The following is a 21,863-nucleotide window of genomic DNA, read 5'->3' as shown; positions in this document are numbered from 1 at the left end:
CGGAAAACTTTACACATTGCGACGACCGAAACTTTATCCCATTGAAATCATTTATTTTATTTTGTCGGCATGATTTTTGCTCTCGAAACGAACGTTGGCATTGGCGCCGCCAGGCCGCTTCACGAACGAGACCGGGACATTTTGGTCCCACAGGCAAAGGAATAAACGGATGCAACACAAACGGAACGGGTCGGGGATGCTCAGGGCCGCCCTGCTCGGGGCTGTGGCCTGCGGCGCGATCAGCCTCGCGGGCGTGGCCACGGCCCATGCGACGCCGGTCAGCGGGACGTACAACATCACCGTGTGGCAGGGATACAATCCCAACCCCGGTTCGAGCACCGATCCGTCGCAGCTCGCCAATACGAGCAACACGATTTTCAACAATAGCAACGACAAGATCGCGAACCTCACCTATACGGCTACGGCATTCACACATTTTTCTTGCTGTTTGAGTTGGGCTCTGATTCTCGATGATCTCTGCAGTGATGGGGAACGAGATGGCGGTTCGAGGCGGAGCTTTGGGACATTTTGGTGATGCGCGGCGCGCGGCGATCGGCAACACACTGGTTGAGCGGGTAGTGGAAACTGGCTCTCTGGTCATACGCAAACTCGGGGGCACGCGGGCGCGGGAGATTGCGATCCATCGGTTCCTTTCGGCCCCCTCGGTGACGTGTGGCGAGATGGTTGAGACGCTGGCGCATTGCACGGCAGTGGCCTGCAAGGGGCGTCGGATTGTGGCGGTGCAGGACACGACAGAGATCAATTTTGCCGGCCGCGAGGAGCGTCGTCGGGGCCTTGGTCCGGCCGGAGATGGCGTATCGGCGGGGTTTTTCCTGCACCCGGTGATTGCGATCGACAGCGAGACGGAGGCGGTGCTCGGCCTGATCGACGCGAAAATATGGACCCGTTCTGATGGGTTCGATCCGACACCTGCGCGTGAGCGGGCGTTGGAGGACAAGGAGAGTGTGCGATGGTTGGAGGGCGCTTCACACGCCGCTGACCGCCTGACCGATGCCGCCTCGGTCGTGGTTGTGGCCGACCGCGAGGGTGACATCTATGCGGGCTTTGCCAGGCGTCCGGCGTCGATCGAGATGATCGTCCGTGCCGCTCAGGATCGTGTTCTGGATGACGGTAGACGCCTATTTGCCGCCCCCGAGGCGTGGCCTGAACTGGTCCGCAGTGAGGTGCGCGTCGCGCCATCGCGCACCGGCATTGCCGCACGGGTTGCGACCGTGGCGCTGCGTGCTGGAACGGTGACGATCTGCCGTCCGCGCCACGGCGGCGACGTGGGCGGACCAGCGCATCTGACCCTGACCATGGTGGAGGCGCGCGAGGTCGACTGGAATGGCGAAGGCACCCCGCTCTTGTGGCGCCTGCTCACCACGATCGAGACCATCGACGCTGACGGTGCCGCCGAAATCGTACGCCTCTACCGGCTGAGATGGAGGATTGAAGAGGTTTTCCGGTCTTTGAAAAGTGACGGTCTCAGGCTTGAAGAAACCCAGATGCAAGATGCCGGACGGCTGTTCAAGCTGGCCTTGATCGGCCTCGCGGCAGCGACCCGCACCGTACAACTCGTCGATGCCCGCGACGGCAGCGACCGGCCGGCAACCGACGTCATCGATCCCGGATTACTCCCGGCCGCCGATGCCATTGCCCCCACTCTCGAAGGCAAGACACCGCGGCAAAAAAACCCCCATCCACCGCGATCCCTCGCATGGCTCGCCTGGATCATCGCCCGCCTCGGCGGGTGGAATTGCTACTACAAGCCGCCAGGACCAAAGACCATGCGCGCAGGGTGGGCAACCTTCGCTTCCATGGCCACAGGCTTCATCATCGCAGCTCAATCAAATCCGTGAATCCCGTAGCACCTATACGGGCCCTCTCAACCTGTATCAGGGGTCAGGCGCCAATAACGGGTATGGCAATATTCAGAGCTTCCTGCAGTACGGCGGCACCCTGTCCTCCGTCACATACTTCAACGGCGCAACGACTCTCAATACCAAGATGAGCTCGAGCGGGTTTAATCTGACGACCGTGTTTGAAATCCAGGGATATCTCTCCCAGCCGATCTATGCCGGTTCGATCAACAGCGACGACGGGTCGAGCCTTTACACCGACAACCTGACGCATCTGGTTGCCGGCCAGGCGAACCCGCAGACCGCCACCAACCCCTACAGCTACAGCCTGCCGACCGGTGCCTTCCAGATTCTTTATGTGGAGGCCAATGGCGCACCGGCGCAGCTGACCATGGACGCGACGAAGGTTCCGGAGCCCGGCTCGCTCGCGCTGCTGGGGACTGGTCTTCTCGGCCTCGGGCTGATCAGCACGCGTCGGCGCCGCAAGGCCTGACGATCGCGCCACCGAGCGCCTGAGCGCGGCCGGATCGGAGATTACCGATCCGGCCGTTTGCGTTTGGCGTTGCGGCGGGTTTCCGCGCCACCATTTGGTAGGCGGGACGATTACGGTGGGGGCCATGACGCTGGAGGCGGGCATTGTTCCGATTTCCGCGACGGAGCGGATCGGGCCGGGGCTGACGGAGGCGGCGTTCCGGGCGTCGCCGCGCGGGGCGGGTGCGCGGGAGTTTGTTCGCAACGATCCGCACCGGTCGTATCTGCTGAAGCCTGTCTCGTTCGAGGGGCGGGATTGGATTGCGGTCGTGTATTTCACCGATGGGCGTCTGATGCGGGCGTCGCTGTCGCGGATCACGGATCGAACCTGGCTCACGGTCGATCCTGAGTATGAGCAGCAATGGACCGCAGCGCTCAAGGCGGAGATGGAGACAAGGCTGCAACGGCCGCTTCCGGCTACATTTCCGTGGGGAGAGATCGACGTCGAATACGATCAGCGGTCAATTTCAGGGTATCTTATTTTCAGTTATTTTGGGCGGTAAGGCGGTGCGCGTAGAAAGATGAGGCCCGATCAAGAGTGCCAGATGGTCGTGCATAGCGGTGCCAATTCGGAATTCCTTCGACATGCGGTCCGGGGACAGAGGCTGATCAGACAGTTAAAGGATTGAGGCGCGATGACGCGGGCAGCAAGAAGGGTCTTGGCAGACTGTGAGATCGCTCTTGAGATGTTGGAGACCGAGCAGAATCTCGACCGCTGGCGCGTTCATTGGGCGGGCGCGGTCGCACTTGCACGCGCTGTCGGCCACGTGCTTCACAAAGTTGACGGCGCAGACGTTCACCTTAAGCAGAAAATTGAGATCGCTTATAAAAGATGGATTTCTGACGATCCTCAGCACGCCATCTTCAGAGAATTTATTGATGAAGAACGAAATAATATCCTGAAAGAATACCACTTCAACTTGAACACCCTCGACGAAGTCGATATCGTTACAATGCAGTCAGTTCGAGATGCTAACGCAGACGAACCATCTGAGGTTCCTCATGTATTTCCGATAAGTGATAACATCTACCGCCCAATCCTTGATGGCTACAGCGAAGGCGATGATGCACGTGACGTCTACCGCGAGGCTCTTGACTGGTGGAACGCCGAACTCACTGCAATCGAGCAGACAGTTTCGGATAGAGACCCTAGATCTACTGCTGGATCATAATTATGAACGACCCATTTTCTCAAAATTCATATATCTTTCTTAGTTATTTATGAGATCTCATACAATTTTATTTGCCGACCTGAGATGAAACTCCACATCATATTCAAAAAGATATAGATTCGGAACAACAGATGCCGCATAACGTAGCTTCTCGCTGATTGCCTTCGCAACTATTACCCCAAAAACATCACGGTCCTTTCCAATCGTTTGCCTTATCCATCCCATATAACGCGCAACTTGGCCTACTGCATGATCATGGCTATTAGCGCGCTTCAACTCGAATACGAAAAACGAGCCTTTTTCATCAACTGCCAGTATATCAATTGGTCCAACGGCTGTCGGATACTCAATACCTTCACGACCAGTCAGATCGACGTAAAGTCGCAAGTGAACCCCGTTAACTGCGACTTGTGCAAGATTTGCTGCTAGAAAGTCACGTAGTTGGTACTCAAGCGAAAATGCCGCAGAGCCGACATTATCTTGGAAATCTTCATCTGACCCGAGTACTTCGTCGACAATGTCTAATGTTTCCGCCCCCGGTTTAACGAGCCGTATCTCAGTGGGGGTCTGCTGCATGGTCCACCCCATCCGACGCAATCCGGATCGAAGTTGGTGTGATGTGCTCATTGTTGGGTCAAGTCCCGATGGCGTTTCTTCGGGGTTCCGTCGCAACCACTCCTTCAGAGGAAAAAGCTCGACTCCTCCGTCTTCACGCGGAATTACGACAATGTGACGCTGAACCGGCATCTTCCTGTCCCTACACGCACCTGATGTGGCGGACGCGAGCCAGTGCACCACGATCACAAATAATCACCGCCTGCTCGATAGAAAGTCAAGAAATACGGAATATCCCGCACGCACGAGGCTTTGTGCGGATAGCTGAAATGAACCAACCTCCCTGCGACGAATGCAAAGCTAAACTCGCAGGAGGGCACACACCCTGCTCAGTCCGTTCTGAGATCGCCAAGACAGACGACTGCCGCAATAATCTTGCAAGTATCCCCGCCGAAGCGGGGGGATCAAAATCATGAGGCGGATTGGTGGGTGGTGGCGAAGGTGATTTCGGGCCAGCGTTCGGCGGTGAAGCGGAGCGAGAAGGTGTCGCGGGCGAGGAAGACGGGGGAGTCGTCGCGGTCGTGGCCGAGGGTGGACTGGTTGGCTTCGATGAAGTCTTTCAGGCGTTTGGGGTCGGGAGAAGAGATCCAGCGGGCGGTGACGTAGGGGGCGGGTTCGAAGCGGATGGGGATCTTGTATTCGGCGTCGATGCGGGCTTGCAGGACGTCGAGCTGGAGGGCGCCGACGACGCCGACGATCCAGTCAGCCCCCAGCATCGGGCGGAAGACCTGGGCGACGCCTTCCTCGGCGAGGTCTTCGAGGGCGCGGCGGAGCTGTTTGGCTTTCATCGGGTCGGTCAGGACGACGCGGCGGAGGATTTCGGGGGCGAAGCTCGGGATGCCGGTGAAGCGGAGGGTTTCGCCTTCGGTCAGCGTGTCGCCCACGCGCAGCGAGCCGTGGTTGGGGATGCCGATGATGTCGCCGGGGAAGGCTTCCTCGGCGAGGGAGCGGTCCTGGGCGAAGAAGAAGATGGGGGCCTGGATGGCCATCGGCTTGCCGGTGCGGACGTGGAGCAGTTTCATGCCGCGCTGGAACCGGCCCGAGCAGATGCGGGTGAAGGCGATGCGGTCGCGGTGGTTGGGGTCCATGTTGGCCTGGACCTTGAAGACGAAGCCGGTGACGGATTTTTGCTCCGCGCGGACGGGGTGGGGTTCGGCGCGCTGGGTGGTGGGCGGCGGGGCGTGTTCGGCGAGGAGGGAGAGGAGTTCGAGGACGCCGTAATCCTTCAGCGCGGTGCCGAAGACGACGGGGGTGAGGTGACCGGCGAGGAAGGCTTCGCGGTCGAAGGCGGGGTAGGCGCCGGCGAGTTCGACGGCATCGCGCAGGTCGGCCATCTGGTCGTCGGGGATGGTGACGGGTTCGGCGGGTTCGCCATCCGGGGCGACGCGGCCGATGGGGCGGTTGGCGCGGATGTCCCAGCAGCCGCGGAAGAGGCCGCCCATGCCGACGGGCCAGACGAGGGGGCAGACGTCGAGGGCGAGGGTGTTCGCGATTTCGTCGAGGAGGGAAAACGGGTCCTGGCCTTCGCGGTCGATCTTGTTGACGAAGGTGATGATCGGGATGTCGCGCAGGCGGCAGACCTCGAAGAGCTTGAGGGTCTGGGCCTCGATGCCGCGGGCGGCGTCGATGACCATGACCGCGGCGTCGACCGCGGTGAGGGTGCGGTAGGTGTCTTCGGAGAAGTCCTGGTGGCCTGGCGTGTCGAGCAGGTTGAAGACGACGTCGTGCCAGGTGAAGGTCATGACCGAGGAGGTGACGGAGATGCCGCGCTGGCGTTCGATGGCCATCCAGTCCGAGCGGGTGTTGCGGCGCTCGCGGCGGGCCTTGACCATGCCGGCCTCGCGGATGGCGCCGCCGAAGAGGAGGAGCTTCTCGGTGAGGGTGGTCTTGCCGGCGTCGGGGTGGGAGATGATCGCGAAGGTGCGGCGGGGGAAGGCGCCGGTGCTGGCGGGGGAAGCGTCCTGCGCGAGCGTTGTCAATTCGTCACTCATGCCCAGCCTATAGCAACGGCGGGGCTTGATGGGTAGGCAAGGCGGATGAGCGGGACGCGCAAGGCGGTGCTGATCGGGGCGGAGGTGTATCGGGCGGCGATCGCGGCGCCGCCGCATCCGCTGGCGACGATGAGGGCGCCGGTGGCGGAGGATCTGATCCGGGCGATGGGGTGGCTGGCGGCGGGGCAGTATCGGACGGCGCCGGTGGCGGGGCGCGCGGCGCTGGAGCGGTTTCACGATCCGGCCTATCTCGACGCGCTGGAGGCGGCGGAGCGGACGCAGGAGGTGCCGGCGGAGGCGCGGGCGCGGTTCGGCATCGGGGCGGAGGGGAATCCGATGCATCGCGCGGTGTATCGGCGGCCGGCGACCTCGGCGGGGGGCGCGATGCTGGCGGCACGGCTGACGGCGGAGGGCGGGGTCGCGCATGTGCCGGCGGCGGGGAACCATCATGCCTGGCCGGCGCGGGCGAGCGGGTTCTGCTATATCAATGATGCGGTGCTGGCGCTGATGGAGTGGCTCGACCTCGGGCTGGAGCGGCTGGTCTATCTCGATCTCGACGCGCATCACGGCGATGGGGTGGAGGCGGCGTTCGCGCGCGATGGGCGGGTGACGACGATCAGCGTGCATGAGGCGGGGCGGTGGCCGCGGACGGGGGGGACGAGCGACGCGGCGGCGGGGGTGTTCAATTTTGCCGTGCCGGAGGGGTTTTGCGACGCGGAGCTGGCGTTCCTGATGGAGGCGCGGATCGTGCCGGCGATCGCGGCGGCGCGGCCGGAGGGGATCGTGTTCCTGCCGGGGGCGGATGCGCTGGCGGATGATCCGATGAGCCGGCTGGCGCTGTCGAACCGGGGGTTGTGGGCGGCGCTGGAGGCGATCCGCGGGCTAGCGCCGCGGCTGATCGTGCTCGGGGGTGGCGGGTATAACCCGTATGCGCTCGGGCGGGCCTGGGCGGGGTTGTGGGGCGTGCTGAACGGGCACGCGGTGCCGGAGGCGCTGCCGCCGGCGGCCTTGGACGTGCTGGCGGGAATCAGCTATTTCCGCGGGCAGTCGCGGCCGAGGCCGGCGCACTGGCTCACCCGCCTCGACGATCCGCCGCAGGCGGGCCTGGTGCGGGACGAGGTGCGCCGCCTCGCCGCGTGACGCAACAAGGAGCAGGACGATGAGACGCTGGATGGGAATTTGCCTTGCGGCCGGGATTGCTGGCGGATCGGCCGTCGGGGTGGCCGCGGCGGCGATCACCGGGCCGCAGGCGAAGCTGCCGACCGAGACGATCACCATCGTCAACCAGCACGGCAAGCGGTTCACCTTCACGGTGGAGAAGGCGATCACGCCGAAGCAGCAGGAAATCGGGCTGATGTTCCGCAAGAGCGTGGCGGCGGACGAGGGGATGATCTTTCCGTGGAACCCGCCGCAGGTGTCCGAGATGTGGATGAAGAACACGCTGGTGCCGCTGGACATGGTGTTCGTCGGGCCGCACGGGACGATCCGGCATATCGCCAACGAGACGGTGCCGCAGAGCCTGCGGATCATTTCCAGCCATGTGAAGGTGGCGGCGACGATCGAATTGCAGGGCGGGATCACCGCGAAGGACGACATCGATGTCGGCGACAAGGTGATCGGGCCGCAATTCGGCGACGACAAGTGAGGCGCTTGCCTCGCACCTTGGAGGCGCTGTAGTAGCAAGCGTCCGTGCGGGGCGTGGCGCAGCCTGGTAGCGCGCTTGTTTTGGGTACAAGAGGCCCCCGGTTCGAATCCGGGCGCCCCGAGACGGACCGACCGAGAGGAATGCCGCATGAATCGCGCCCGCATCTATCTGCCGCCGAAATCCGCCATGCAGTCCGGCTGGGCGAAGACGAGGGAATGGGTGCTGGAGTTCGAGCCGGCGATGGCGAAGCGGATCGACCCGCTGATGGGCTGGACCGGCAGCGGCGACATGATGGCGAGCCAGGTGCGGCTGAGCTTCGCGACCCGCGAGGAGGCCATCGCCTATGCGGAGAAGCATGGAATCGCCTTCGATCTCGAGATCCCGACCGAGCGGCACCGGCGGCCCAAGGCCTATGCCGACAATTTCCGCGCGGACCGGCGGGCGAACTGGACGCACTGAGGCGGCCCGGTCTGGCATTCGGCGGCGAATTGGGCGATGTTCGCCGCCGCACGGCCCTGTAGCTCAACTGGATAGAGCACCCGCCTTCTAAGCGGGTGGTTGCGTGTTCGAGTCACGCCAGGGTCGCCAGTTCTATCAGCGGGTTACGTGAGGTTTCATCCCCCTGCCCTGCTCCGTCATCGTGCCTTGCGGGGCACAGTTCGCGGGCCGCGAGGCACCCGAATTCGCGCGGATATGCGATTGTTTGCGCCGCCCGTATCCGGGTGCGCGGCGCCGGGAACGGCGCGGCCGCTGCGGCGTTGCGAAAAAAAAGCCCCGGATCTCTCCGGGGCTTACCGTCAGAAATGATCTCCCTGAACGCGGATCTCTGAAACCAAGGCCGTTGAAAGAAAGGGGTCCTGAAATTCGATCGTCTAATTACATATCGATTAATGATTTTTCATGACACATCGGTTAATTAATTACAACCAGTCTCATTAAAATGTGATCATTGTTTATATTTTGATACAGACGGTTACGCATCGCGCCGGCCGATCGCCGGCGCGCAAGGCCGTGACGGCGGCAGCACCCTGTGGCGACGGAGTGCGGGAGCGAACGCGGTTCCGTTCGCGACGGCAGGCAGGGAAGCGCGCCGGCCCGATGCGCACGCACGCGAAGGGCGGCCGTGCAAGGGGCATTCGCGACAAGGGCGACAAAAGACATAAAAATAAGGAAAGTATTAATTACGAGATAAGAGATAGTTATAGAGACAGCCGTTAATTTTTTGTTGATCATTTGTGACTAGTTTTCCGACAAAAATCATAAAAACCATAAACAAAAATGAGGTCGGAGATGACGATAGTCTATCGCGTAAAATGGGTCCTGTTTGGATTTGCCGTTGGCCTGGTGGTGTCCGGATTTATTCTGGCGTTTGCGAAATATACATACGTCAACCGGATTTCCTTTCTTTCCAATTACCGTTTCAATAACAAGAAGAGCCTGATGTATTTCAATCAGGCCATTCATTATGCCGAATTCAACACGGGGCAATTCATACATACGGCCGAAAGTCAGGACAGCCATAATGGCCATCTTTATATTGCAGTAAATTCAAACAATATAAATCATTACAGCATATTGATTTCCAAAATCTCGGCACGGGTATGCCGCTTCATTGTCGACATGTCATACAGTTCAAATATCATAAAAGACGTATATATAAACAGGAAGGAAATCGACCGGTTTCAGTTCCAGCCGATCAGCGGCCGGTTCCTGCTGGTGAACGGCAAGGCGGTCTCCATCGAGCAGAATGCCTATGCGCGACGGGTGTGCGAAAGGGCGGATGGCCGCGTGCAGATCCGCCTGGAGATCATGGATCATGCCCGGGAAGACTGATGCCGCCGGCCGGGCGTGGCGCGGCACGCCGATGACGCGCATCGGGACGACACGACGGACCTTGCCGATGGCCGGGCACGGCAGGATCGGGGCCGGGCCGGCATGAACGTCCGCACCGAGGGAGGCGATCAGGCGATGGCGTCGCCGCGGCACCGTCTCCGCGCCCTGATCGAATGGATCAGCGCGAAAAGCGTCGTGCTCTACGATCGTCCGCTGATGGCGCTGACGGTCGTCCTGCTCGGCGCGATCGCCCTTGTCGATCTCGCCCTGCTGATCAGGGCGGTCTCCGGCGCGTCCGCATCGCATGCCGGGCTCTATCCCGTTGATAAATAAGTTATCCTTTTCCGGTCGGACGATGGTCCGGCGATCACGGAGCGGGCCGGCATGCGGCGCGCCGCGAGGCGCCCGGGCGGGGCGAGGAACGCCCTTGCGGGCGGCGGCGCCATAATATAGACATCATGCATTCCTGATTTGTTCGAATGTTGCTCGCCCATGACGATTTCCTGTGCCGCTCCGGCGCGCCGGCCATGGCTGCTGCTGGCCCTGCTGGCAGCGGGCGTGATCGGCCATGCGCGGCCGGCCGCGGCGGCCGCCTGGTCGGGCTCGGCGGTGCTGGCCGAGGCGGCGGCGATGCCCGCGCGGCCGGACGGGCTGCGCTTCACCCGCGATTCGGCGGATGCGGCCAGCGGCAATGACGGCTTCACCCTGACCTCGCCGTTCGGGGCCCGGCAGCAGGTCAGCTACGGCATCGATGACCGCGCCTACGGCGCCTATGAAGAGACGACGCTGACCGACACCGTCATCGGCGATGGCGGGGAGCGCCTCAGCGTGTCTGGCGGGCTGGCGCGGCGGCGCCAGGGGGACGGGACGGATGCCGGCTACGCCATGACGACCGGCGTTTCCTATCGCTGGCGCGGCGCCACCTGGGGCGGAACGCTGCGGGCGCGGCTGCAACGGTCGGATATCGGGTTCGGGTATGGGCCGGTGTGGCTCGCGCCGGGCGGTGGGCGGCAGCGCGACGTTCTGCTGCGCTGCGCCGGGCGGCGGCACGATGGCGGCGGGACGACGAGCCTCGCCGGCACGGTGATGCTGGGGCGCGGCAGCGCCGGGTTCGACCCCGCCGCGCCGGGGCTCGCCCGCTCCGATTTCGCCTATGGCCGGCTGACGCTGACGCGCAGCACCGCGCTGCCGGCGGGCGCCGTGCTGACCACGGCGTTCTGCGACCAGTTCGGCAGCGGCCTGCTGTTCAATGCCGATCGCGTCAGCCTGGGCGATCTTGCCAGCGCCGATCCGGCCCTCGCGCCGATTTCGCCGGCGAGCCGCGGCGTGCTGGCCGGGCAGCAGGCGGTGTTTCCGCTCGGGGCGGCGGGCGGCCTGCGGATGCTGCGCGGCGGCGTGTTCTGGAATGTCGCGCGCACCGCGCAGCCGGCCGGCGCCGGGATGCCCGGCAGCCGCGCGATGATGACGGCGGCGGGGGTCGAGATGCGCTCGCGGCTGTTCCGCCGGGTGTCGATCGATGCCGATCTCGGCTGGGAACGGCTGAACGCGGGCAACGGGCCGCGCAACCGCCCGTTCGGACGGTTCGCGGTCTCGCTGGTGTTCTGAGCCAGCCCCCTGCCCTGCCCGGCCCGGCCGCCTCGGGTCAGCCGCCTCGGGTCAGCCGCGCGCGGGAGAGGCGAGTGGCGCGCGCATCCGCTTCAGCCAGGCCGGATGCGCGGCGATCCATGCCGCGGCGACCGGCCCGACGGCCTCGCGCTTGACCTGGATGTCGTACATCATGCGGCTTTCCGCCCGGACCGGCAGGCGGAAGCGGTGCAGCAGGCCGCCGATGGCGGGGCATTGCGCGGCGTAGCCGGCGCGCGTCAGGATCAGGCTTCGCGCCGCCCCCTGGTCGTGGCCGAAGGCGGCGCCGCCGCCGCCGAGGTAGCGGATGCGGTATTCGACGTTCATCGCGTCGGGCTGCCAGCCGAGGAACAGGATCGGCTCGTGGTGGCGGATCTTCGCCGCCAGCGCCCGCAGCATGCCGCCGGCGCCAGCCTGCACGAGGTGGAAGCCGCCGAGGCCGTCGGTGTTGCGGCGGATCATCGACAGCAGCTGACGATCGCCGACATTGTCGGGCTCGATGCCGTAGATCGTGTGGTCGAGTTGGCCGGCGAACTTGTGAATGTCCGCGAAGTCCTTCAGGCCGGCGCGGTAGAGATAGGCCGGCACCGCGAGCGTGTGGCGGGCGCCGGAAAGGTCGGTCCCGGCCACGGCGATGCGCTTGCGGGCGACATCGGAATCCCGGATCGCGGTGACCGATGACATCCAGTTATCGGGCCGCCAGTCCTGCAGGTAGACGTCGAGCCGGCCGTCGGCGAGGCGATGGTAGATCGTCTTGAGGCGGGCGGGCTCGATCCTCACCTGGTAGCCGAAGGGTGCCACGACGGCGCCGAAGACGGCGTTCTGCACCTGGTTGTCGAGCCATCCGCCATGGCCGAGGCGGATCGTGCGGCAGGCGGCTGGCGGCTGCGCCCGCGCCGGGGCCGGGGCGATCGCGATGGCGGCGGCGCAAAGGGCGGACAGTCGCAGGGTTCGTGCAAGCATGGTTTCCTCATCATCAAGCGGGGCGCGGCCCGCCGGTTGCTGCTATCGGCCCGCAGGCGGCCTGCCAAGCGGGCGGGGCGCGCGATCACGCAACCGTGCCCGGCGGCGGCGCGAAGGCGGGGGTTGATTCATCTCCGGCAGTTATCAAACCTATTCCCCGATCGCTCTAGGACGATGAATCCGACAGGCCTACATCCTGCACATCGCGGATGAGACGGCCCCGTCGTGAGGCCGGGACATCCGGAAAGTTCAGGAGACTGACAATGAAAAAGACCATCATCGCTTCCGTGGCGGCCGCCGCTCTGCTGGGTGTCTCCGGCATCGCCCATGCCGGCATGGGCATCCCCGACATGCCGGCCCAGCCGATCACCGCGCAGACCCCTCCCGGCGTGATCGGGCAGGCCTACCCGTCCTTCACCGGGCCGTCGCAGCCGGTGGTGAACGTGCCGTTCGCGCACAAGGTGGTCGGCAACAGCGGCAACGAATGATCGGGCGCGGCGCCCGTCACATTTCCGCGCATCACGCGACGTTGCCTTGAGCGGCGTCGCCGTGCTGCGACATCTGGGACATGAGGACGGAAGCCGCGATCTGCCTGATCGTCCTGGGGTTCGGAGCGGGTGCTCGCGCCATGGCGGCGGGGCGCCCGCATTTCGTCTCCGAGATCGGACACTGGATGGTGCTCAGGGACGGCCGGGGACGGCATGAAGTGTGCTACGCGGCGACATATCCGGTCTGGGGCCCCATGAAGGGACGGAGCGGGCGGCGCCTCGTGCTGATCGTGGCGGAGCATCGCGGCCATGCGGCGGAGACCGCCATCGACGGGCTCGCGGCGGCGCCGGCCGACCCGGCGGTGCGAATCGGCCCGCGGCGGGTCCGCTTCCGCACGCGCGGCGCCATCGCCTTCGCGCCGGCGGCAAGGCCGGTCATCCACGATCTGAAGGCGTACAAGCGGGTGTATCTGGGCGTCGATACCGGGCGGCACGGCGTGGCCACAACGGCCTTCAGCCTCGACGGATTCACCAAGGCCCATGCGCTGAGCAGGAAGATCTGCGCGATCGCGTGGACGGGACGGCCGCTGCGCGGCGATGCGGACAGCACTGAGACGGGACAGCACCATGCCTCGACCAACTGAGAGCCGGCAGGATTCGCCGCGGACGCAGCCGCGAAAGGAAGGCGGCGAGCTGCCGGTATGGGTATTCGGGCTGGTCCCCCTCGTGGTGGCCGCGCTGATGCTGCTGCTCGCGCTGCGGGTGTAGAGCACGTTCCGATCCCGATGGATCGGATGTCGTGCTCTATCTTGTTGATAACCAGAGCATCTTTATCCGATCAGATGACTCCATCTGATCGGATGATGCTCTAGAGAGGTTTCGGGAGGCGAAGGCGCCGGAACATACGGGGCGGCTCGGCTTGTCTCGTCCCCCGGCGCGCAATAGCATGGCCGATGCCGGTCATTGCCGCGCCGCACCGAGCCGATGCGGCGCAGAGGGTGGCCGGACGATCGCCGCAACTTGATCCCGGCCAACCAGCAGGAGCCACGATGACCCGCCTCGATGCCAAGCTCGCCCGGATCCGCGCGGGGAATTACCGGCCCAGCGACTTCATCATCGCCGATGCGAAGGACGGCGACATGGGACCGAGCATCACCGCGGCGGGGCCGAAGCGCGAGCGCGACGGCAGCTGGACCCGCCACCGCACCAGGGCCGAGTTCCTCGACCAGGTCAGGGCGATCGTCGCGCAGGACATCGTCGATATCATGCTCGTCTCGGCCTCCAACCTCGAAGTGCTGGCGGCGCGGGGCACGTTCGCCGGCAGCGCGGTGAAACCCGCCATCCGCGCGAACGACACGACCGACATCTGGCGGATGCGCGGCGCCACCTATCACCTTGCGGCGTCGCGTCCGTTCCGCACCGCCGACCTCGCCCAGGCCGCGCGCCTCACCGATCTCGGCCTGTATTCGATGACGTTCTGCAACGATATCGAGACCGACCTCGCCGCGCTGGACGCGTTCGCCGCGTTCCGCGCCGATGCGCGGGCGGCCGGCTTCACCTATTTCCTCGAAGTGTTCAACCCGAACATCGCCTGCGGCATCGACCCGGAACAGATCCCCTTCTACGTCAATGACTGCATTCATCGCTGCCTCGCCGGCGTGATGCAGGCGGACCGGCCGCAATTCCTCAAGATCCCCTATAACGGCCCGAAAGCGCTCGAGGAGCTGGCGTCGTACGATCCGTCGCTGATCGTCGGCGTGCTCGGCGGCAGCGCCGGCACCACGCGCGACACGTTCGAACTGCTGCACCAGGCGGAACGGTACGGCGCGCGCGTCGCGCTGTTCGGCCGCAAGATCAACCTCGCCGAGGATCCGCTCGCCATCGTGTCGCTGATGCGCGAGGTCGCCAGCGGCGCGGTCTCGCCGGAGGAGGCGGTGAAGGCCTATCACGGCACGTTGCAGGCACAGGGGATCGCGCCGACGCGCCCGCTCGCCGACGACCTGCTGATCACGGAAGCCCCCCTCAGGCAGCACTGACGCGCCCATGAGCGACATGGCGCGACGTGGCTTCGTCACCGGCGGGACCTGGTGCGTCGACCGCAACCGTGTGGTCGAGTTCTGGCCGGGCGAGGACGGCCTCGTCGAAATCCTGGAGGAACAGGCGCGCGGCGGCGGCTCGGCGTGCAACCTCGCCCTTGGCATCCGGCGGCTCGACGCCGGCATGCCCGTGGAGACCATCGGCGTGGTGGGCGATGACGAAAACGGCCGCCTGCTGCATGCCGCGGCCGCGGCGCACGGCATCGACGCAACCGGGCTCACCGTCGTCGCGGGCGCGCCGACGCAGTTCACCGACGCCTACACCTCGCGCCGGAGCGGACGGCGGACGCACATCTTCCGGGCCGGCGCCGCCGATGCGCTCACCCCCGATCATTTCGACTTCGCCGCCACCCGCGGCCGCATCCTGCATCTCGGCCTGCCCGGCATCCACGCGCGGATGGACGGCGCCTGGGGCGACGCCGCGAACGGCTGGGTCGCGACCCTGCGCAAGGCGCGGCGGGCCGGGCTGCTGACGAATCTCGAACTGTGCAGCGTTCCGGCCGAACGCCTCGCCGCGCTGGTGCGGCCCTGCCTGCCGGAACTCGATCTGCTGGTGGTCAACGACGTCGAGATCGGCGCGATCGCCGGCATGGCGACATGCGACCATGGAGAGACCGACATCGCAGCCTGCCTGCGCGCCGCGCGCGCGGTTCTGGCCAGCGGCGCGATGCGGCTCGTGGCCGTGCATTTCCCGCGCGGCGCCATCGCGGTCGCGCGCGACGGAACGGTTGCCGCGAAGGCGTCGGTCCGCGTGCCGGAGGCGGAGATCGCCGGCGCCAATGGTGCCGGCGACGCGTTCGCCTCAGGTTTTCTCTACGGTTTTCACGAGGGCTGGGAGACCGCGCGCGCCCTCGCCCTCGCCCACGCCGCGGCGGCCGTCTCGCTGCGCAGCATCGGCACGACCGATGCGATCGAGGCCTGGCAGGACTGCCTCGACATCGCCTGCCGGTGGGGATGGCGGGAGGAACTGACCGGTCTCGGCTGATGCTCTAGTCGAGGTGTACCGGGTTCAGCACGCGGCGCAGGAAGCTCTGCGTCCGCGCCTCGCGCGGCGCGCCGATCACCGAGTCCGGCGGCCCCTGCTCGATGATCGTGCCGGCATCCATGAACACGACCCGATCGGCCACCTCGCGGGCGAAGGCCATTTCGTGGGTCACGACGATCATCGTCATGCCGGCCTCGGCCAGTTGCCGCATCGCGGTCAGCACCTCGCCCACCAGTTCGGGATCGAGTGCGGAGGTCGGTTCGTCGAACAGCATCAGCGCCGGCTCCATCGACAGCGCCCGGGCGATCGCCACCCGCTGCTGCTGCCCGCCGGACAACTGGGCGGGATAGGCGCCGAGCTTGTCGGCGAGGCCGACGCGCTCGAGATTGGCGCGGGCCGTCGCCTCCGCCGCCGCCCGCGTCAGGCGCAGCACCGTCATCGGCGCGACGATGCAGTTCTCCAGCGCCGTATGGTGCGGAAAGAGGTTGAACTGCTGGAACACCATGCCGATGTGCCGGCGCGCCGCATCGATGTCGCAATCCGGGTCGAGCAGGTTCTCGCCATTGACCTCGAGCCGGCCCTGCTGCGGCCGTTCGAGCAGGTTGATGCAGCGCAGCAGCGTCGACTTGCCCGACCCCGACGGGCCGATGATGCACACCACCTCGCCCCGCGCGACGCTGAAATCGATTCCCCTCAGCACATGGTTCTGGCCGAATCGCTTGTGCAGCCCTTCGATCTTCACAACCGTCCGGCCTGGATCGACGCCGCTCATGCTCCCGTCACCCGCGATACCTCCATCCGCCGCACCAGCATCGACAGCGGCAGCGTGATCAGCAGGTAGCCGAGCCCGGCCACCACGAGCGGCGTGATGTTGACGTTGGTATTGGCCGTGGACCGCCCGAATTCCGTCAGATCGAACTGCCCGGCCGACAGCCCGACCACGAACACCAGCGACGAATCCTTGATGAGCATGATCAGCTCGTTCGTCAGCGGCGGCACCATGAGCCGCAGCGCCTGCATCAGCACGATCTTGCGCATCGCCTGCGCCGAGGACATGCCGAGCGAGCGCGCCGCCTCGACCTGGCCTTTGGGCACGGCCTGGATGCCGGCGCGCATCGTCTCCGCCATGTAGGCGCTGCCGACGACGCCGAGCGCGACCCAGACCGTGCCGTAGGGCGACCACGGGATCGTCAGTCCGGAAAAGGCCAGCGGCAGCAGCGAAAACGCGATGAACACGACAAGCGAGGGCAGGCCGCGGAAGAATTCGATATAGACCGTCGCCAGCCAGCGATAGGGCGCGACCGGGGACAGCCGCATCAGCGCCAGCACGAGGCCGAGCACGAGGCCGAGCACGAACGCGCCGGCCGTATAGAGCGCGGTGTTCAGCAGCGCGTTGGCGAGGCCATGGAGAATCGTGAATTCGATCAGCCGCGGCTCGAAGAAGGTGCGTCCGATCTCGCGCCACTTGGCGAACTCGGCCGCCAGCGCGAGAACGATGGCCAGAATGGCGTATTGCGCCATCCTGGACCGCCTCGCCCGCAGCCGCGGGCTTGCGCGCCGGCGCGCCGCCGGCCGGTCGGCGTCGCCGCTCATCCGCCTTACTGTTTGACGTCCTGCGGGATCTGGCCGAACCACGTCTTGAAGATCTTGTTGTATTCGCCGTCGCTCTTGGCCTTGGCGAGGACGGTGTTCAGCACGCCGGCCAGCCGGGTCGCGTTGGCGCTGTTCTTCTTGAACGCGAATCCGTAGTGCTCGCCGGTATCGAACTCGGCCACCACATGAGTGTCGGGGTGCGTCCTGGCGTATTCGTACATCGGGCCGTTATCGTTGATCGCCGCCGCGACGGCGCCGACGCTGACGGCCGAGGCCTCGGCGATCAGGTCGGGAAAGATGACCGTGGTGTAGCCGAATTTGGCGGCCCGCTTGTCGGCGTAGATCTGCCCGGTGGTGTTGACCTGCACGCCGAACCGCTTGCCCTTGAGGCTGGCCAGGCCATGCACGCCGGAGCCCTTCTTGGCCAGGAGGACCTGCGTCGCGTCGAAATACGGATCGGAGAACAGCACGGCCTTGGCGCGTTCCGGCGTGATCGTCTCCGCGCCCATCGCGACATCGCAGCGATTGGCGGCGAACACCGCGCCGGAGGTCACCTGGTTCCAGTCGATGCTGATGATCCGGGTCTTCACGCCCAGCCGCTTCGCCAGCAGATCCAGCATGTCGACATCGAAGCCGACGACCTTGCCGTCCTTGTTGATATACTCGAAGGGCTTGTAGGACAGATGGGTGCAGATCGTCAGGTGACCCGGATTGACGAGCTTGATGCCGTTCGGGACGGCGCCGGACGCCGCCGCCGGCAGCGCCAGCAGGACCGCGGCGCCGGCGGCCGCCAGCCTCGCCCCACGCCGTCTTGCCGACAGTTTGCTGATTGCCGCACGCAACATGTCCGTCTCCCGTTCTTCCTGTGATCGTGTCTTGCTGTTTCGGGTTCGCACCCGTTGATGGCCCTTATGGCGGTTCCCGCTTCGGCGGTCCATGCATGACCGCAGCATGGCAGGATAGACCGCTGCCGGCCCGGCCGGAAGGGAGGGCCGAGGCCCGGATTGGTGGCGGCCGGCGCCTTGTCACCCTTCGGTGTCGGTCTCCGCGAGCCGCAGGCGGGCGATCTCGGCCTCGATGACGGCGGGCGCCGGATCGGCGATCCAGCGCGCCGGCCGCGCCACCGCCTCGGCAAGGCGCGCGTGATACGCGGCGCGGCCGATCTCGAACGCCCCGAACCGGGCCAGGTGCGCGGTCAGGAACTGCGTGTCCAGCAATGAAAACCCGCCCAGCCGCAGCCGCGCCACGAGGTGCACCAGCGCGAGCTTCGAGGCATCCCGCACGAGCGAGACCATGCTCTCGCCGAAAAAGGCGCCGCCGATCGCCAAGCCATACAACCCGCCGACGAGTTCCCCGCCCTGCCAGACCTCGACGCTGTGCGCATGGCCGCGCCGGTGCAGGTCGACGAAGAGGCGCTCGATCTCCTCGTTGATCCAGGTCTCCGGCCGCACCGGACGGCGCGCGGCGCAGGCGGCGATCAGCGCGGGAAAATCCCGGTCGGAGACGATGTCGAGGCTCGTGTTCCGCAGCGTGCGCGCGAGCCGGCGCGGCAGGTGGAACGCCTCCAGCGGCAGCACGCCCCGCCGCTCGGGATCGAGGAAATGCAGGTCCGCCGCATTCCGCCGCTCGGCCATCGGAAACAGGCCGAACCGATAGGCGCGCAGCAGGATGTCCGCCGTCAGTTCGAAACGTGGCGAGTCCATGGCCGATGATGGTCCGAAACGCGGGGGCGGACAACCGGCCCGGCGGCGGCGCTCAGGCGGCGTGCATCGCGTCCGCGCCGGCCGGGGCCGCTTCGCCCGGCTGGCGGATCCGGAATTCGCCCACGAGGCCGGACAGCCGCGACGCCTTATCGGAGAGGTTGCGGCAGCCGGCGGTCGCCTGCTCGGCCATCGCCGCGTTCTGCTGCGTCACATGGTCCATCTCGCTGATGGCGGCGTTCACCTCGGCGAGCCCGGTCGCCTGTTCCCGCGCCGAGGCGGTGATGTCGCCCATCAGGCGGCTCAGGGTGCCGATTTCCCCGCCGATCCGCTGCAGCGCCTTGCCGGTCTCGTCGACGAGGTTCACCCCGGCCTTGACCTCGCCGGACGCCGCGAGGATGAGCGACTTGATCTCCCGCGCCGCGTCGGCCGAGCGCTGCGCCAGGGCGCGGACCTCGGTGGCGACGACGGCGAAGCCCCGCCCGGCATCGCCGGCGCGCGCCGCCTCGACCCCGGCATTGAGCGCCAGGAGATTGGTCTGGAAGGCGATCTCGTCGATGATGCCGATGATGTTGGTGATCTTGTTCGAGGAGGTCTCGATCCGGTTCATCGCCGCCACGGTGTCCTCGAGGACCGTGGCCGAATGCCGCGCCGTCGCCTCCGCCTGGCTGACCGCCGCCCCCGCCTCGGCCGCGCCCTGCGCCGTGGTGCGGACCGTCGCGGTGATCTGCTCGACGGCGGCGGCCGTCTGTTCGAGGCTCGCCGCCTGCCGTTCCGTCCGCTGCGACAGGTCGCCCGAGGCGCGGGCGATCTCGTCGGTCGCCGCCAGGACGTGCTGCGCGTCCTGGTCGATGCGCGACAGGGTTCGCTGCAGCTTCTCGATGGAGTTGTTGAAATCGACCCGCAGCGTTTCATACTCCGCCGGCAGGGCCCTGGTGATCCGGAACGTCAGGATTCCCGCCGAGAGGTTCCGCAGCCCGTCGGCGATCGCGGTGACGACGGCGGCCTGCGCGCCCATCACCCGCTCGCGCTCGGCGGCGAGGTCCAGTTCCGCCTGCTTCGCCGAGGTCATGTCCTTGAGCGTCTCGACCACGAACACCGTGTTCCCCTCCGCATCGCGGATCGGCCCGGCATCGATTCCGAGATAGCGCCTGCGGCCGGTCAACGGCATGTCGCACCAGTTCTCGGCGCTCATCCGGCCGTCCTGCCCGCCGCTGTTCTGCGCGTAGAGCTGGCCGGCCTGCCCGCCATTGCCCGACAGCACGAGATCCGCCATGCACGGGCGCGGCGCCGGGTAAAATCCCTTCCAGTGCTCCTTCGTGCCGATCACCTCGGCGGCGGCAAGACCGGTCAGTTCGGCGCAGGCGGGATTCCAGAACACCACGGCGCCGTCGCGCCCGAGCACGAACAATGGAACGCTGATCTGTTGCAGCGCGGCAAGCAACATGCCCGCATCCTTCGAGAGCGGCAGAGCGTCTTTGGATTTCCTGATGCTGAACACGGTCGGCGGCACCCCATGGCAAGCTGGTTCGCCGCCCGGGCTAGAGCACTATCATTAATGAAACCTTACCTCGCGATGCGCGCGATGCACCTTTGGCGCGGGCGCAGCGGCAGCGGATAGGCCGGCCAGGATGCCACCCACCGGCTCAGCAGCGACGCCGAAGCCACCACCGCGAGGGTGAAGGGCAGCACCACCGCGGCGGCGAACCACGGCCCCGGATGCAGCAGCGCGGGATAGAGCGCGAGCGCCACGCCGGGCGGATGATAGGCCCGCAGCCGGGGCAGCACCGCCAGCGCCGCCACCGCGGCGAGCGCCGCGGTCTGCGGCCCGGGGCCCAGTCCGGCCGCCGCGGCGGTGCCGATCAGCGTGCCGAGGGTCGAGCCGGCGATCACCGCGAAAGGCTGCGCCACCGCGGCATCCGGCAGGCACAGCACGATCGTCATGGTGGCGGCGAAGGGCGGGATCAGCAACAGGCCGAGATGGCGGCCGCCGAGCCAGGCCAGCGCCGAGAGCAGCCCGCCGATCCAGACGATGCCGGGCAGCGGCGGGCGGTGCGGCGCGCCCCATTGCCGCGTGATGGCACCGAGCGAGGCGAACCCGCCGCGCCGCGCGAACGTCACGCGCCCGCGCTACCCGCGCCCGTCGCCGCCGGCGCCGGCCGGAGGATGCCGACCTTGAGCAGCACGCCCAGCGTCGCTCCCTTGATCGGCCTCAGCAGCAGGAGGATCAGCGCCAGGGTCAGCGGCAGGAAGATTTCGAGCAGCGTCGAGGACGGCATCCTGCCGCCGCGGTCGAGGATGACCGCGGCCGCGACGACGACATGCAGCACGACGACGAGCGTCAGGTAGGGCGGCGCGTCGTCGCACGGCACCCGGCCGAGCGGCGCGCCGCACGCCTCGCAATGCGGCCGCACATGCAGGTATCCGTCGAATGCCGGGCGCTCGCCGCAGGAGGGGCAGCGCATCGCCAGGCCGCGCCCGAGCACGGTGGTCCACGGCACATCGAGTCGCGCGCGGGGCCGCCGCGCCATGCTGGGGGCGCTCGCCGCCGGTTCCGTCAGCTGGGTCATGTCTGTCTCCGCCGCATGGATCTCGCTATGGCAATCGTCCATGCAATATCGATGGATTGGCATATATATGCTTTCCTGCCGGGAACCAACGCGGAGATGCCGGCAGCAGCACGGCGATTCCCGCATGACCCGAGGAAGGCCCGCCAGCGCGGCATGGCAGAAGATGCGGGACGCCGCGATTGCCTCAGGCCACGGGCGG

27 protein-coding genes and 2 tRNA genes are annotated in these 21,863 nt (G+C 66.2%); 19 read left to right on the top strand and 10 right to left on the bottom strand.

Features of this window, described 5'->3' with window-relative positions; translation table 11 throughout:
- The first annotated feature begins 196 nt into the window (after window positions 1–196).
- From ACRY_RS19635 to ACRY_RS19630, 5 genes are all read left to right on the top strand, one after another.
- A complete protein-coding gene (locus tag ACRY_RS19635) occupies window positions 197–535 on the top strand; it encodes a hypothetical protein (RefSeq protein ID WP_011941709.1) in 339 nt (112 codons plus the stop codon).
- Window positions 471–1,859: an IS4 family transposase gene (locus ACRY_RS05955; protein WP_155856349.1), complete on the top strand. Its 1,389-nt coding sequence runs from the start codon at window positions 471–473 to the stop codon at window positions 1,857–1,859. The genes ACRY_RS19635 and ACRY_RS05955 overlap by 65 nt, the downstream gene beginning before the upstream one ends.
- Before the next feature lie 148 nt (window positions 1,860–2,007).
- Window positions 2,008–2,352: a PEP-CTERM sorting domain-containing protein gene (locus ACRY_RS05950; protein WP_231295356.1), complete on the top strand. Its 345-nt coding sequence runs from the start codon at window positions 2,008–2,010 to the stop codon at window positions 2,350–2,352.
- A 124-nt stretch (window positions 2,353–2,476) separates the two neighbouring features.
- Window positions 2,477–2,893, top strand: a complete 417-nt coding sequence (locus tag ACRY_RS05945) for a hypothetical protein (protein ID WP_011941706.1) — start codon at window positions 2,477–2,479, stop codon at window positions 2,891–2,893.
- Between the two features lie 132 nt (window positions 2,894–3,025).
- On the top strand, window positions 3,026–3,562 hold the full coding sequence (locus tag ACRY_RS19630) for a hypothetical protein (RefSeq protein WP_155856348.1): 537 nt from the start codon (window positions 3,026–3,028) through the stop codon (window positions 3,560–3,562).
- Window positions 3,563–3,619: 57 nt separating this feature from the next.
- Here ACRY_RS19630 and ACRY_RS18965 read toward each other — a convergent pair whose 3' ends face one another.
- Window positions 3,620–4,138: an endonuclease NucS domain-containing protein gene (locus ACRY_RS18965; protein ID WP_196796279.1), complete on the bottom strand. Its 519-nt coding sequence runs from the start codon at window positions 4,136–4,138 to the stop codon at window positions 3,620–3,622.
- Between the two features lie 449 nt (window positions 4,139–4,587).
- Window positions 4,588–6,168: a peptide chain release factor 3 gene (locus tag ACRY_RS05940; RefSeq protein WP_011941702.1), complete on the bottom strand. Its 1,581-nt coding sequence runs from the start codon at window positions 6,166–6,168 to the stop codon at window positions 4,588–4,590.
- A gap of 45 nt (window positions 6,169–6,213) precedes the next feature.
- Between ACRY_RS05940 and ACRY_RS05935 the strand changes: the two genes are divergently transcribed.
- From ACRY_RS05935 to ACRY_RS05900, 9 genes are all read left to right on the top strand, one after another.
- Complete coding sequence (locus tag ACRY_RS05935; RefSeq protein ID WP_043509088.1) at window positions 6,214–7,308, top strand: acetoin utilization protein AcuC; 1,095 nt, start codon at window positions 6,214–6,216, stop codon at window positions 7,306–7,308.
- Between the two features lie 19 nt (window positions 7,309–7,327).
- Window positions 7,328–7,813 (top strand): DUF192 domain-containing protein, encoded by a 486-nt coding sequence (locus tag ACRY_RS05930; protein ID WP_011941700.1) that lies wholly within the window; start codon window positions 7,328–7,330, stop codon window positions 7,811–7,813.
- Between the two features lie 47 nt (window positions 7,814–7,860).
- Window positions 7,861–7,934, top strand: a tRNA-Pro gene (locus ACRY_RS05925).
- Between the two features lie 26 nt (window positions 7,935–7,960).
- Window positions 7,961–8,272: an ETC complex I subunit gene (locus tag ACRY_RS05920; protein ID WP_007423125.1), complete on the top strand. Its 312-nt coding sequence runs from the start codon at window positions 7,961–7,963 to the stop codon at window positions 8,270–8,272.
- 52 nt (window positions 8,273–8,324) lie between these two features.
- A tRNA-Arg gene (locus tag ACRY_RS05915) sits at window positions 8,325–8,401 on the top strand.
- 702 nt (window positions 8,402–9,103) lie between these two features.
- A complete protein-coding gene (locus tag ACRY_RS05910) occupies window positions 9,104–9,646 on the top strand; it encodes a hypothetical protein (protein ID WP_007423126.1) in 543 nt (180 codons plus the stop codon).
- A complete protein-coding gene (locus tag ACRY_RS20370; RefSeq protein WP_256379477.1) occupies window positions 9,630–9,752 on the top strand; it encodes a hypothetical protein in 123 nt (40 codons plus the stop codon). Before ACRY_RS05910 ends, ACRY_RS20370 begins: the two co-directional genes overlap by 17 nt.
- The gene (locus ACRY_RS05905; protein WP_231295355.1) at window positions 9,749–9,979 is read left to right on the top strand and encodes a hypothetical protein; all 231 of its coding nucleotides are present in this window, start codon (window positions 9,749–9,751) and stop codon (window positions 9,977–9,979) included. The genes ACRY_RS20370 and ACRY_RS05905 overlap by 4 nt, the downstream gene beginning before the upstream one ends.
- 159 nt (window positions 9,980–10,138) lie before the next feature.
- The gene (locus ACRY_RS05900) at window positions 10,139–11,251 is read left to right on the top strand and encodes a hypothetical protein (protein WP_011941697.1); all 1,113 of its coding nucleotides are present in this window, start codon (window positions 10,139–10,141) and stop codon (window positions 11,249–11,251) included.
- Between the two features lie 51 nt (window positions 11,252–11,302).
- Here the strand turns inward: ACRY_RS05900 and ACRY_RS05895 are convergent, their stop codons facing one another.
- Window positions 11,303–12,232 carry a glycine betaine ABC transporter substrate-binding protein gene (locus tag ACRY_RS05895; protein WP_011941696.1) on the bottom strand — a complete coding sequence of 310 codons (930 nt, stop codon included), beginning with the start codon at window positions 12,230–12,232 and terminating at the stop codon, window positions 11,303–11,305.
- A gap of 263 nt (window positions 12,233–12,495) precedes the next feature.
- On the opposite strand from ACRY_RS05895, the gene ACRY_RS05890 reads away from it, so the two are divergent.
- The 5 genes from ACRY_RS05890 to ACRY_RS05875 all read left to right on the top strand — a co-directional run bounded on the left by ACRY_RS05890 (window position 12,496) and on the right by ACRY_RS05875 (window position 15,801).
- Window positions 12,496–12,720, top strand: coding sequence for a hypothetical protein (locus tag ACRY_RS05890; protein WP_039888173.1), 225 nt, complete (start codon window positions 12,496–12,498; stop codon window positions 12,718–12,720).
- Window positions 12,721–12,800: 80 nt separating this feature from the next.
- Window positions 12,801–13,364, top strand: a complete 564-nt coding sequence (locus ACRY_RS05885) for a hypothetical protein (protein WP_007423013.1) — start codon at window positions 12,801–12,803, stop codon at window positions 13,362–13,364.
- Window positions 13,348–13,488 (top strand): hypothetical protein, encoded by a 141-nt coding sequence (locus tag ACRY_RS19625; protein WP_155856347.1) that lies wholly within the window; start codon window positions 13,348–13,350, stop codon window positions 13,486–13,488. The genes ACRY_RS05885 and ACRY_RS19625 overlap by 17 nt, the downstream gene beginning before the upstream one ends.
- Before the next feature lie 281 nt (window positions 13,489–13,769).
- The gene (locus ACRY_RS05880; protein ID WP_011941693.1) at window positions 13,770–14,756 is read left to right on the top strand and encodes a hypothetical protein; all 987 of its coding nucleotides are present in this window, start codon (window positions 13,770–13,772) and stop codon (window positions 14,754–14,756) included.
- 7 nt (window positions 14,757–14,763) lie between these two features.
- Complete coding sequence (locus ACRY_RS05875) at window positions 14,764–15,801, top strand: carbohydrate kinase family protein (RefSeq protein ID WP_011941692.1); 1,038 nt, start codon at window positions 14,764–14,766, stop codon at window positions 15,799–15,801.
- Window positions 15,802–15,805: 4 nt separating this feature from the next.
- Here ACRY_RS05875 and ACRY_RS05870 read toward each other — a convergent pair whose 3' ends face one another.
- The 7 genes from ACRY_RS05870 to ACRY_RS05840 form a co-directional block, all read right to left on the bottom strand.
- A complete protein-coding gene (locus ACRY_RS05870) occupies window positions 15,806–16,573 on the bottom strand; it encodes an amino acid ABC transporter ATP-binding protein (protein WP_007423016.1) in 768 nt (255 codons plus the stop codon).
- Entirely contained in the window at window positions 16,570–17,394 is an 825-nt protein-coding gene (locus ACRY_RS05865) for an amino acid ABC transporter permease (protein WP_013639844.1), read from the bottom strand. Before ACRY_RS05865 ends, ACRY_RS05870 begins: the two co-directional genes overlap by 4 nt.
- Before the next feature lie 5 nt (window positions 17,395–17,399).
- Entirely contained in the window at window positions 17,400–18,239 is an 840-nt protein-coding gene (locus ACRY_RS05860; RefSeq protein ID WP_007423018.1) for an ABC transporter substrate-binding protein, read from the bottom strand.
- Between the two features lie 180 nt (window positions 18,240–18,419).
- Window positions 18,420–19,097: a leucyl/phenylalanyl-tRNA--protein transferase gene (gene aat / locus ACRY_RS05855; RefSeq protein WP_007423019.1), complete on the bottom strand. Its 678-nt coding sequence runs from the start codon at window positions 19,095–19,097 to the stop codon at window positions 18,420–18,422.
- Between the two features lie 52 nt (window positions 19,098–19,149).
- Complete coding sequence (locus tag ACRY_RS05850; RefSeq protein WP_231295354.1) at window positions 19,150–20,541, bottom strand: methyl-accepting chemotaxis protein; 1,392 nt, start codon at window positions 20,539–20,541, stop codon at window positions 19,150–19,152.
- Between the two features lie 119 nt (window positions 20,542–20,660).
- Complete coding sequence (locus ACRY_RS05845; protein WP_011941690.1) at window positions 20,661–21,215, bottom strand: HPP family protein; 555 nt, start codon at window positions 21,213–21,215, stop codon at window positions 20,661–20,663.
- Window positions 21,212–21,664, bottom strand: coding sequence for a DUF983 domain-containing protein (locus ACRY_RS05840; RefSeq protein ID WP_231295353.1), 453 nt, complete (start codon window positions 21,662–21,664; stop codon window positions 21,212–21,214). Before ACRY_RS05840 ends, ACRY_RS05845 begins: the two co-directional genes overlap by 4 nt.
- Between the last annotated feature and the right edge of the window lie 199 nt (window positions 21,665–21,863).

Source organism: Acidiphilium cryptum JF-5, assembly GCF_000016725.1.
Classification (GTDB): domain Bacteria; phylum Pseudomonadota; class Alphaproteobacteria; order Acetobacterales; family Acetobacteraceae; genus Acidiphilium; species Acidiphilium multivorum.
This window is presented reverse-complemented; position numbering and strand designations above follow the sequence as displayed.

Bases quoted from the DNA above. Each gene is read 5' to 3' on its own strand.
- ACRY_RS19635 (WP_011941709.1), top strand. From the start codon at position 197: ATGCTCAGGGCCGCCCTGCTCGGGGCTGTGGCCTGCGGCGCGATCAGC.
- ACRY_RS05955 (WP_155856349.1), top strand. From the start codon at position 471: ATGATCTCTGCAGTGATGGGGAACGAGATGGCGGTTCGAGGCGGAGCT.
- ACRY_RS05950 (WP_231295356.1), top strand. From the start codon at position 2,008: ATGAGCTCGAGCGGGTTTAATCTGACGACCGTGTTTGAAATCCAGGGA.
- ACRY_RS05945 (WP_011941706.1), top strand. From the start codon at position 2,477: ATGACGCTGGAGGCGGGCATTGTTCCGATTTCCGCGACGGAGCGGATC.
- ACRY_RS19630 (WP_155856348.1), top strand. From the start codon at position 3,026: ATGACGCGGGCAGCAAGAAGGGTCTTGGCAGACTGTGAGATCGCTCTT.
- ACRY_RS18965 (WP_196796279.1), bottom strand. From the start codon at position 4,138: ATGCAGCAGACCCCCACTGAGATACGGCTCGTTAAACCGGGGGCGGAA.
- ACRY_RS05940 (WP_011941702.1), bottom strand. From the start codon at position 6,168: ATGAGTGACGAATTGACAACGCTCGCGCAGGACGCTTCCCCCGCCAGC.
- ACRY_RS05935 (WP_043509088.1), top strand. From the start codon at position 6,214: ATGAGCGGGACGCGCAAGGCGGTGCTGATCGGGGCGGAGGTGTATCGG.
- ACRY_RS05930 (WP_011941700.1), top strand. From the start codon at position 7,328: ATGAGACGCTGGATGGGAATTTGCCTTGCGGCCGGGATTGCTGGCGGA.
- ACRY_RS05920 (WP_007423125.1), top strand. From the start codon at position 7,961: ATGAATCGCGCCCGCATCTATCTGCCGCCGAAATCCGCCATGCAGTCC.
- ACRY_RS05910 (WP_007423126.1), top strand. From the start codon at position 9,104: ATGACGATAGTCTATCGCGTAAAATGGGTCCTGTTTGGATTTGCCGTT.
- ACRY_RS20370 (WP_256379477.1), top strand. From the start codon at position 9,630: ATGCCCGGGAAGACTGATGCCGCCGGCCGGGCGTGGCGCGGCACGCCG.
- ACRY_RS05905 (WP_231295355.1), top strand. From the start codon at position 9,749: ATGAACGTCCGCACCGAGGGAGGCGATCAGGCGATGGCGTCGCCGCGG.
- ACRY_RS05900 (WP_011941697.1), top strand. From the start codon at position 10,139: ATGACGATTTCCTGTGCCGCTCCGGCGCGCCGGCCATGGCTGCTGCTG.
- ACRY_RS05895 (WP_011941696.1), bottom strand. From the start codon at position 12,232: ATGCTTGCACGAACCCTGCGACTGTCCGCCCTTTGCGCCGCCGCCATC.
- ACRY_RS05890 (WP_039888173.1), top strand. From the start codon at position 12,496: ATGAAAAAGACCATCATCGCTTCCGTGGCGGCCGCCGCTCTGCTGGGT.
- ACRY_RS05885 (WP_007423013.1), top strand. From the start codon at position 12,801: ATGAGGACGGAAGCCGCGATCTGCCTGATCGTCCTGGGGTTCGGAGCG.
- ACRY_RS19625 (WP_155856347.1), top strand. From the start codon at position 13,348: ATGCCTCGACCAACTGAGAGCCGGCAGGATTCGCCGCGGACGCAGCCG.
- ACRY_RS05880 (WP_011941693.1), top strand. From the start codon at position 13,770: ATGACCCGCCTCGATGCCAAGCTCGCCCGGATCCGCGCGGGGAATTAC.
- ACRY_RS05875 (WP_011941692.1), top strand. From the start codon at position 14,764: ATGAGCGACATGGCGCGACGTGGCTTCGTCACCGGCGGGACCTGGTGC.
- ACRY_RS05870 (WP_007423016.1), bottom strand. From the start codon at position 16,573: ATGAGCGGCGTCGATCCAGGCCGGACGGTTGTGAAGATCGAAGGGCTG.
- ACRY_RS05865 (WP_013639844.1), bottom strand. From the start codon at position 17,394: ATGAGCGGCGACGCCGACCGGCCGGCGGCGCGCCGGCGCGCAAGCCCG.
- ACRY_RS05860 (WP_007423018.1), bottom strand. From the start codon at position 18,239: ATGTTGCGTGCGGCAATCAGCAAACTGTCGGCAAGACGGCGTGGGGCG.
- aat (WP_007423019.1), bottom strand. From the start codon at position 19,097: ATGGACTCGCCACGTTTCGAACTGACGGCGGACATCCTGCTGCGCGCC.
- ACRY_RS05850 (WP_231295354.1), bottom strand. From the start codon at position 20,541: ATGTTGCTTGCCGCGCTGCAACAGATCAGCGTTCCATTGTTCGTGCTC.
- ACRY_RS05840 (WP_231295353.1), bottom strand. From the start codon at position 21,664: ATGACCCAGCTGACGGAACCGGCGGCGAGCGCCCCCAGCATGGCGCGG.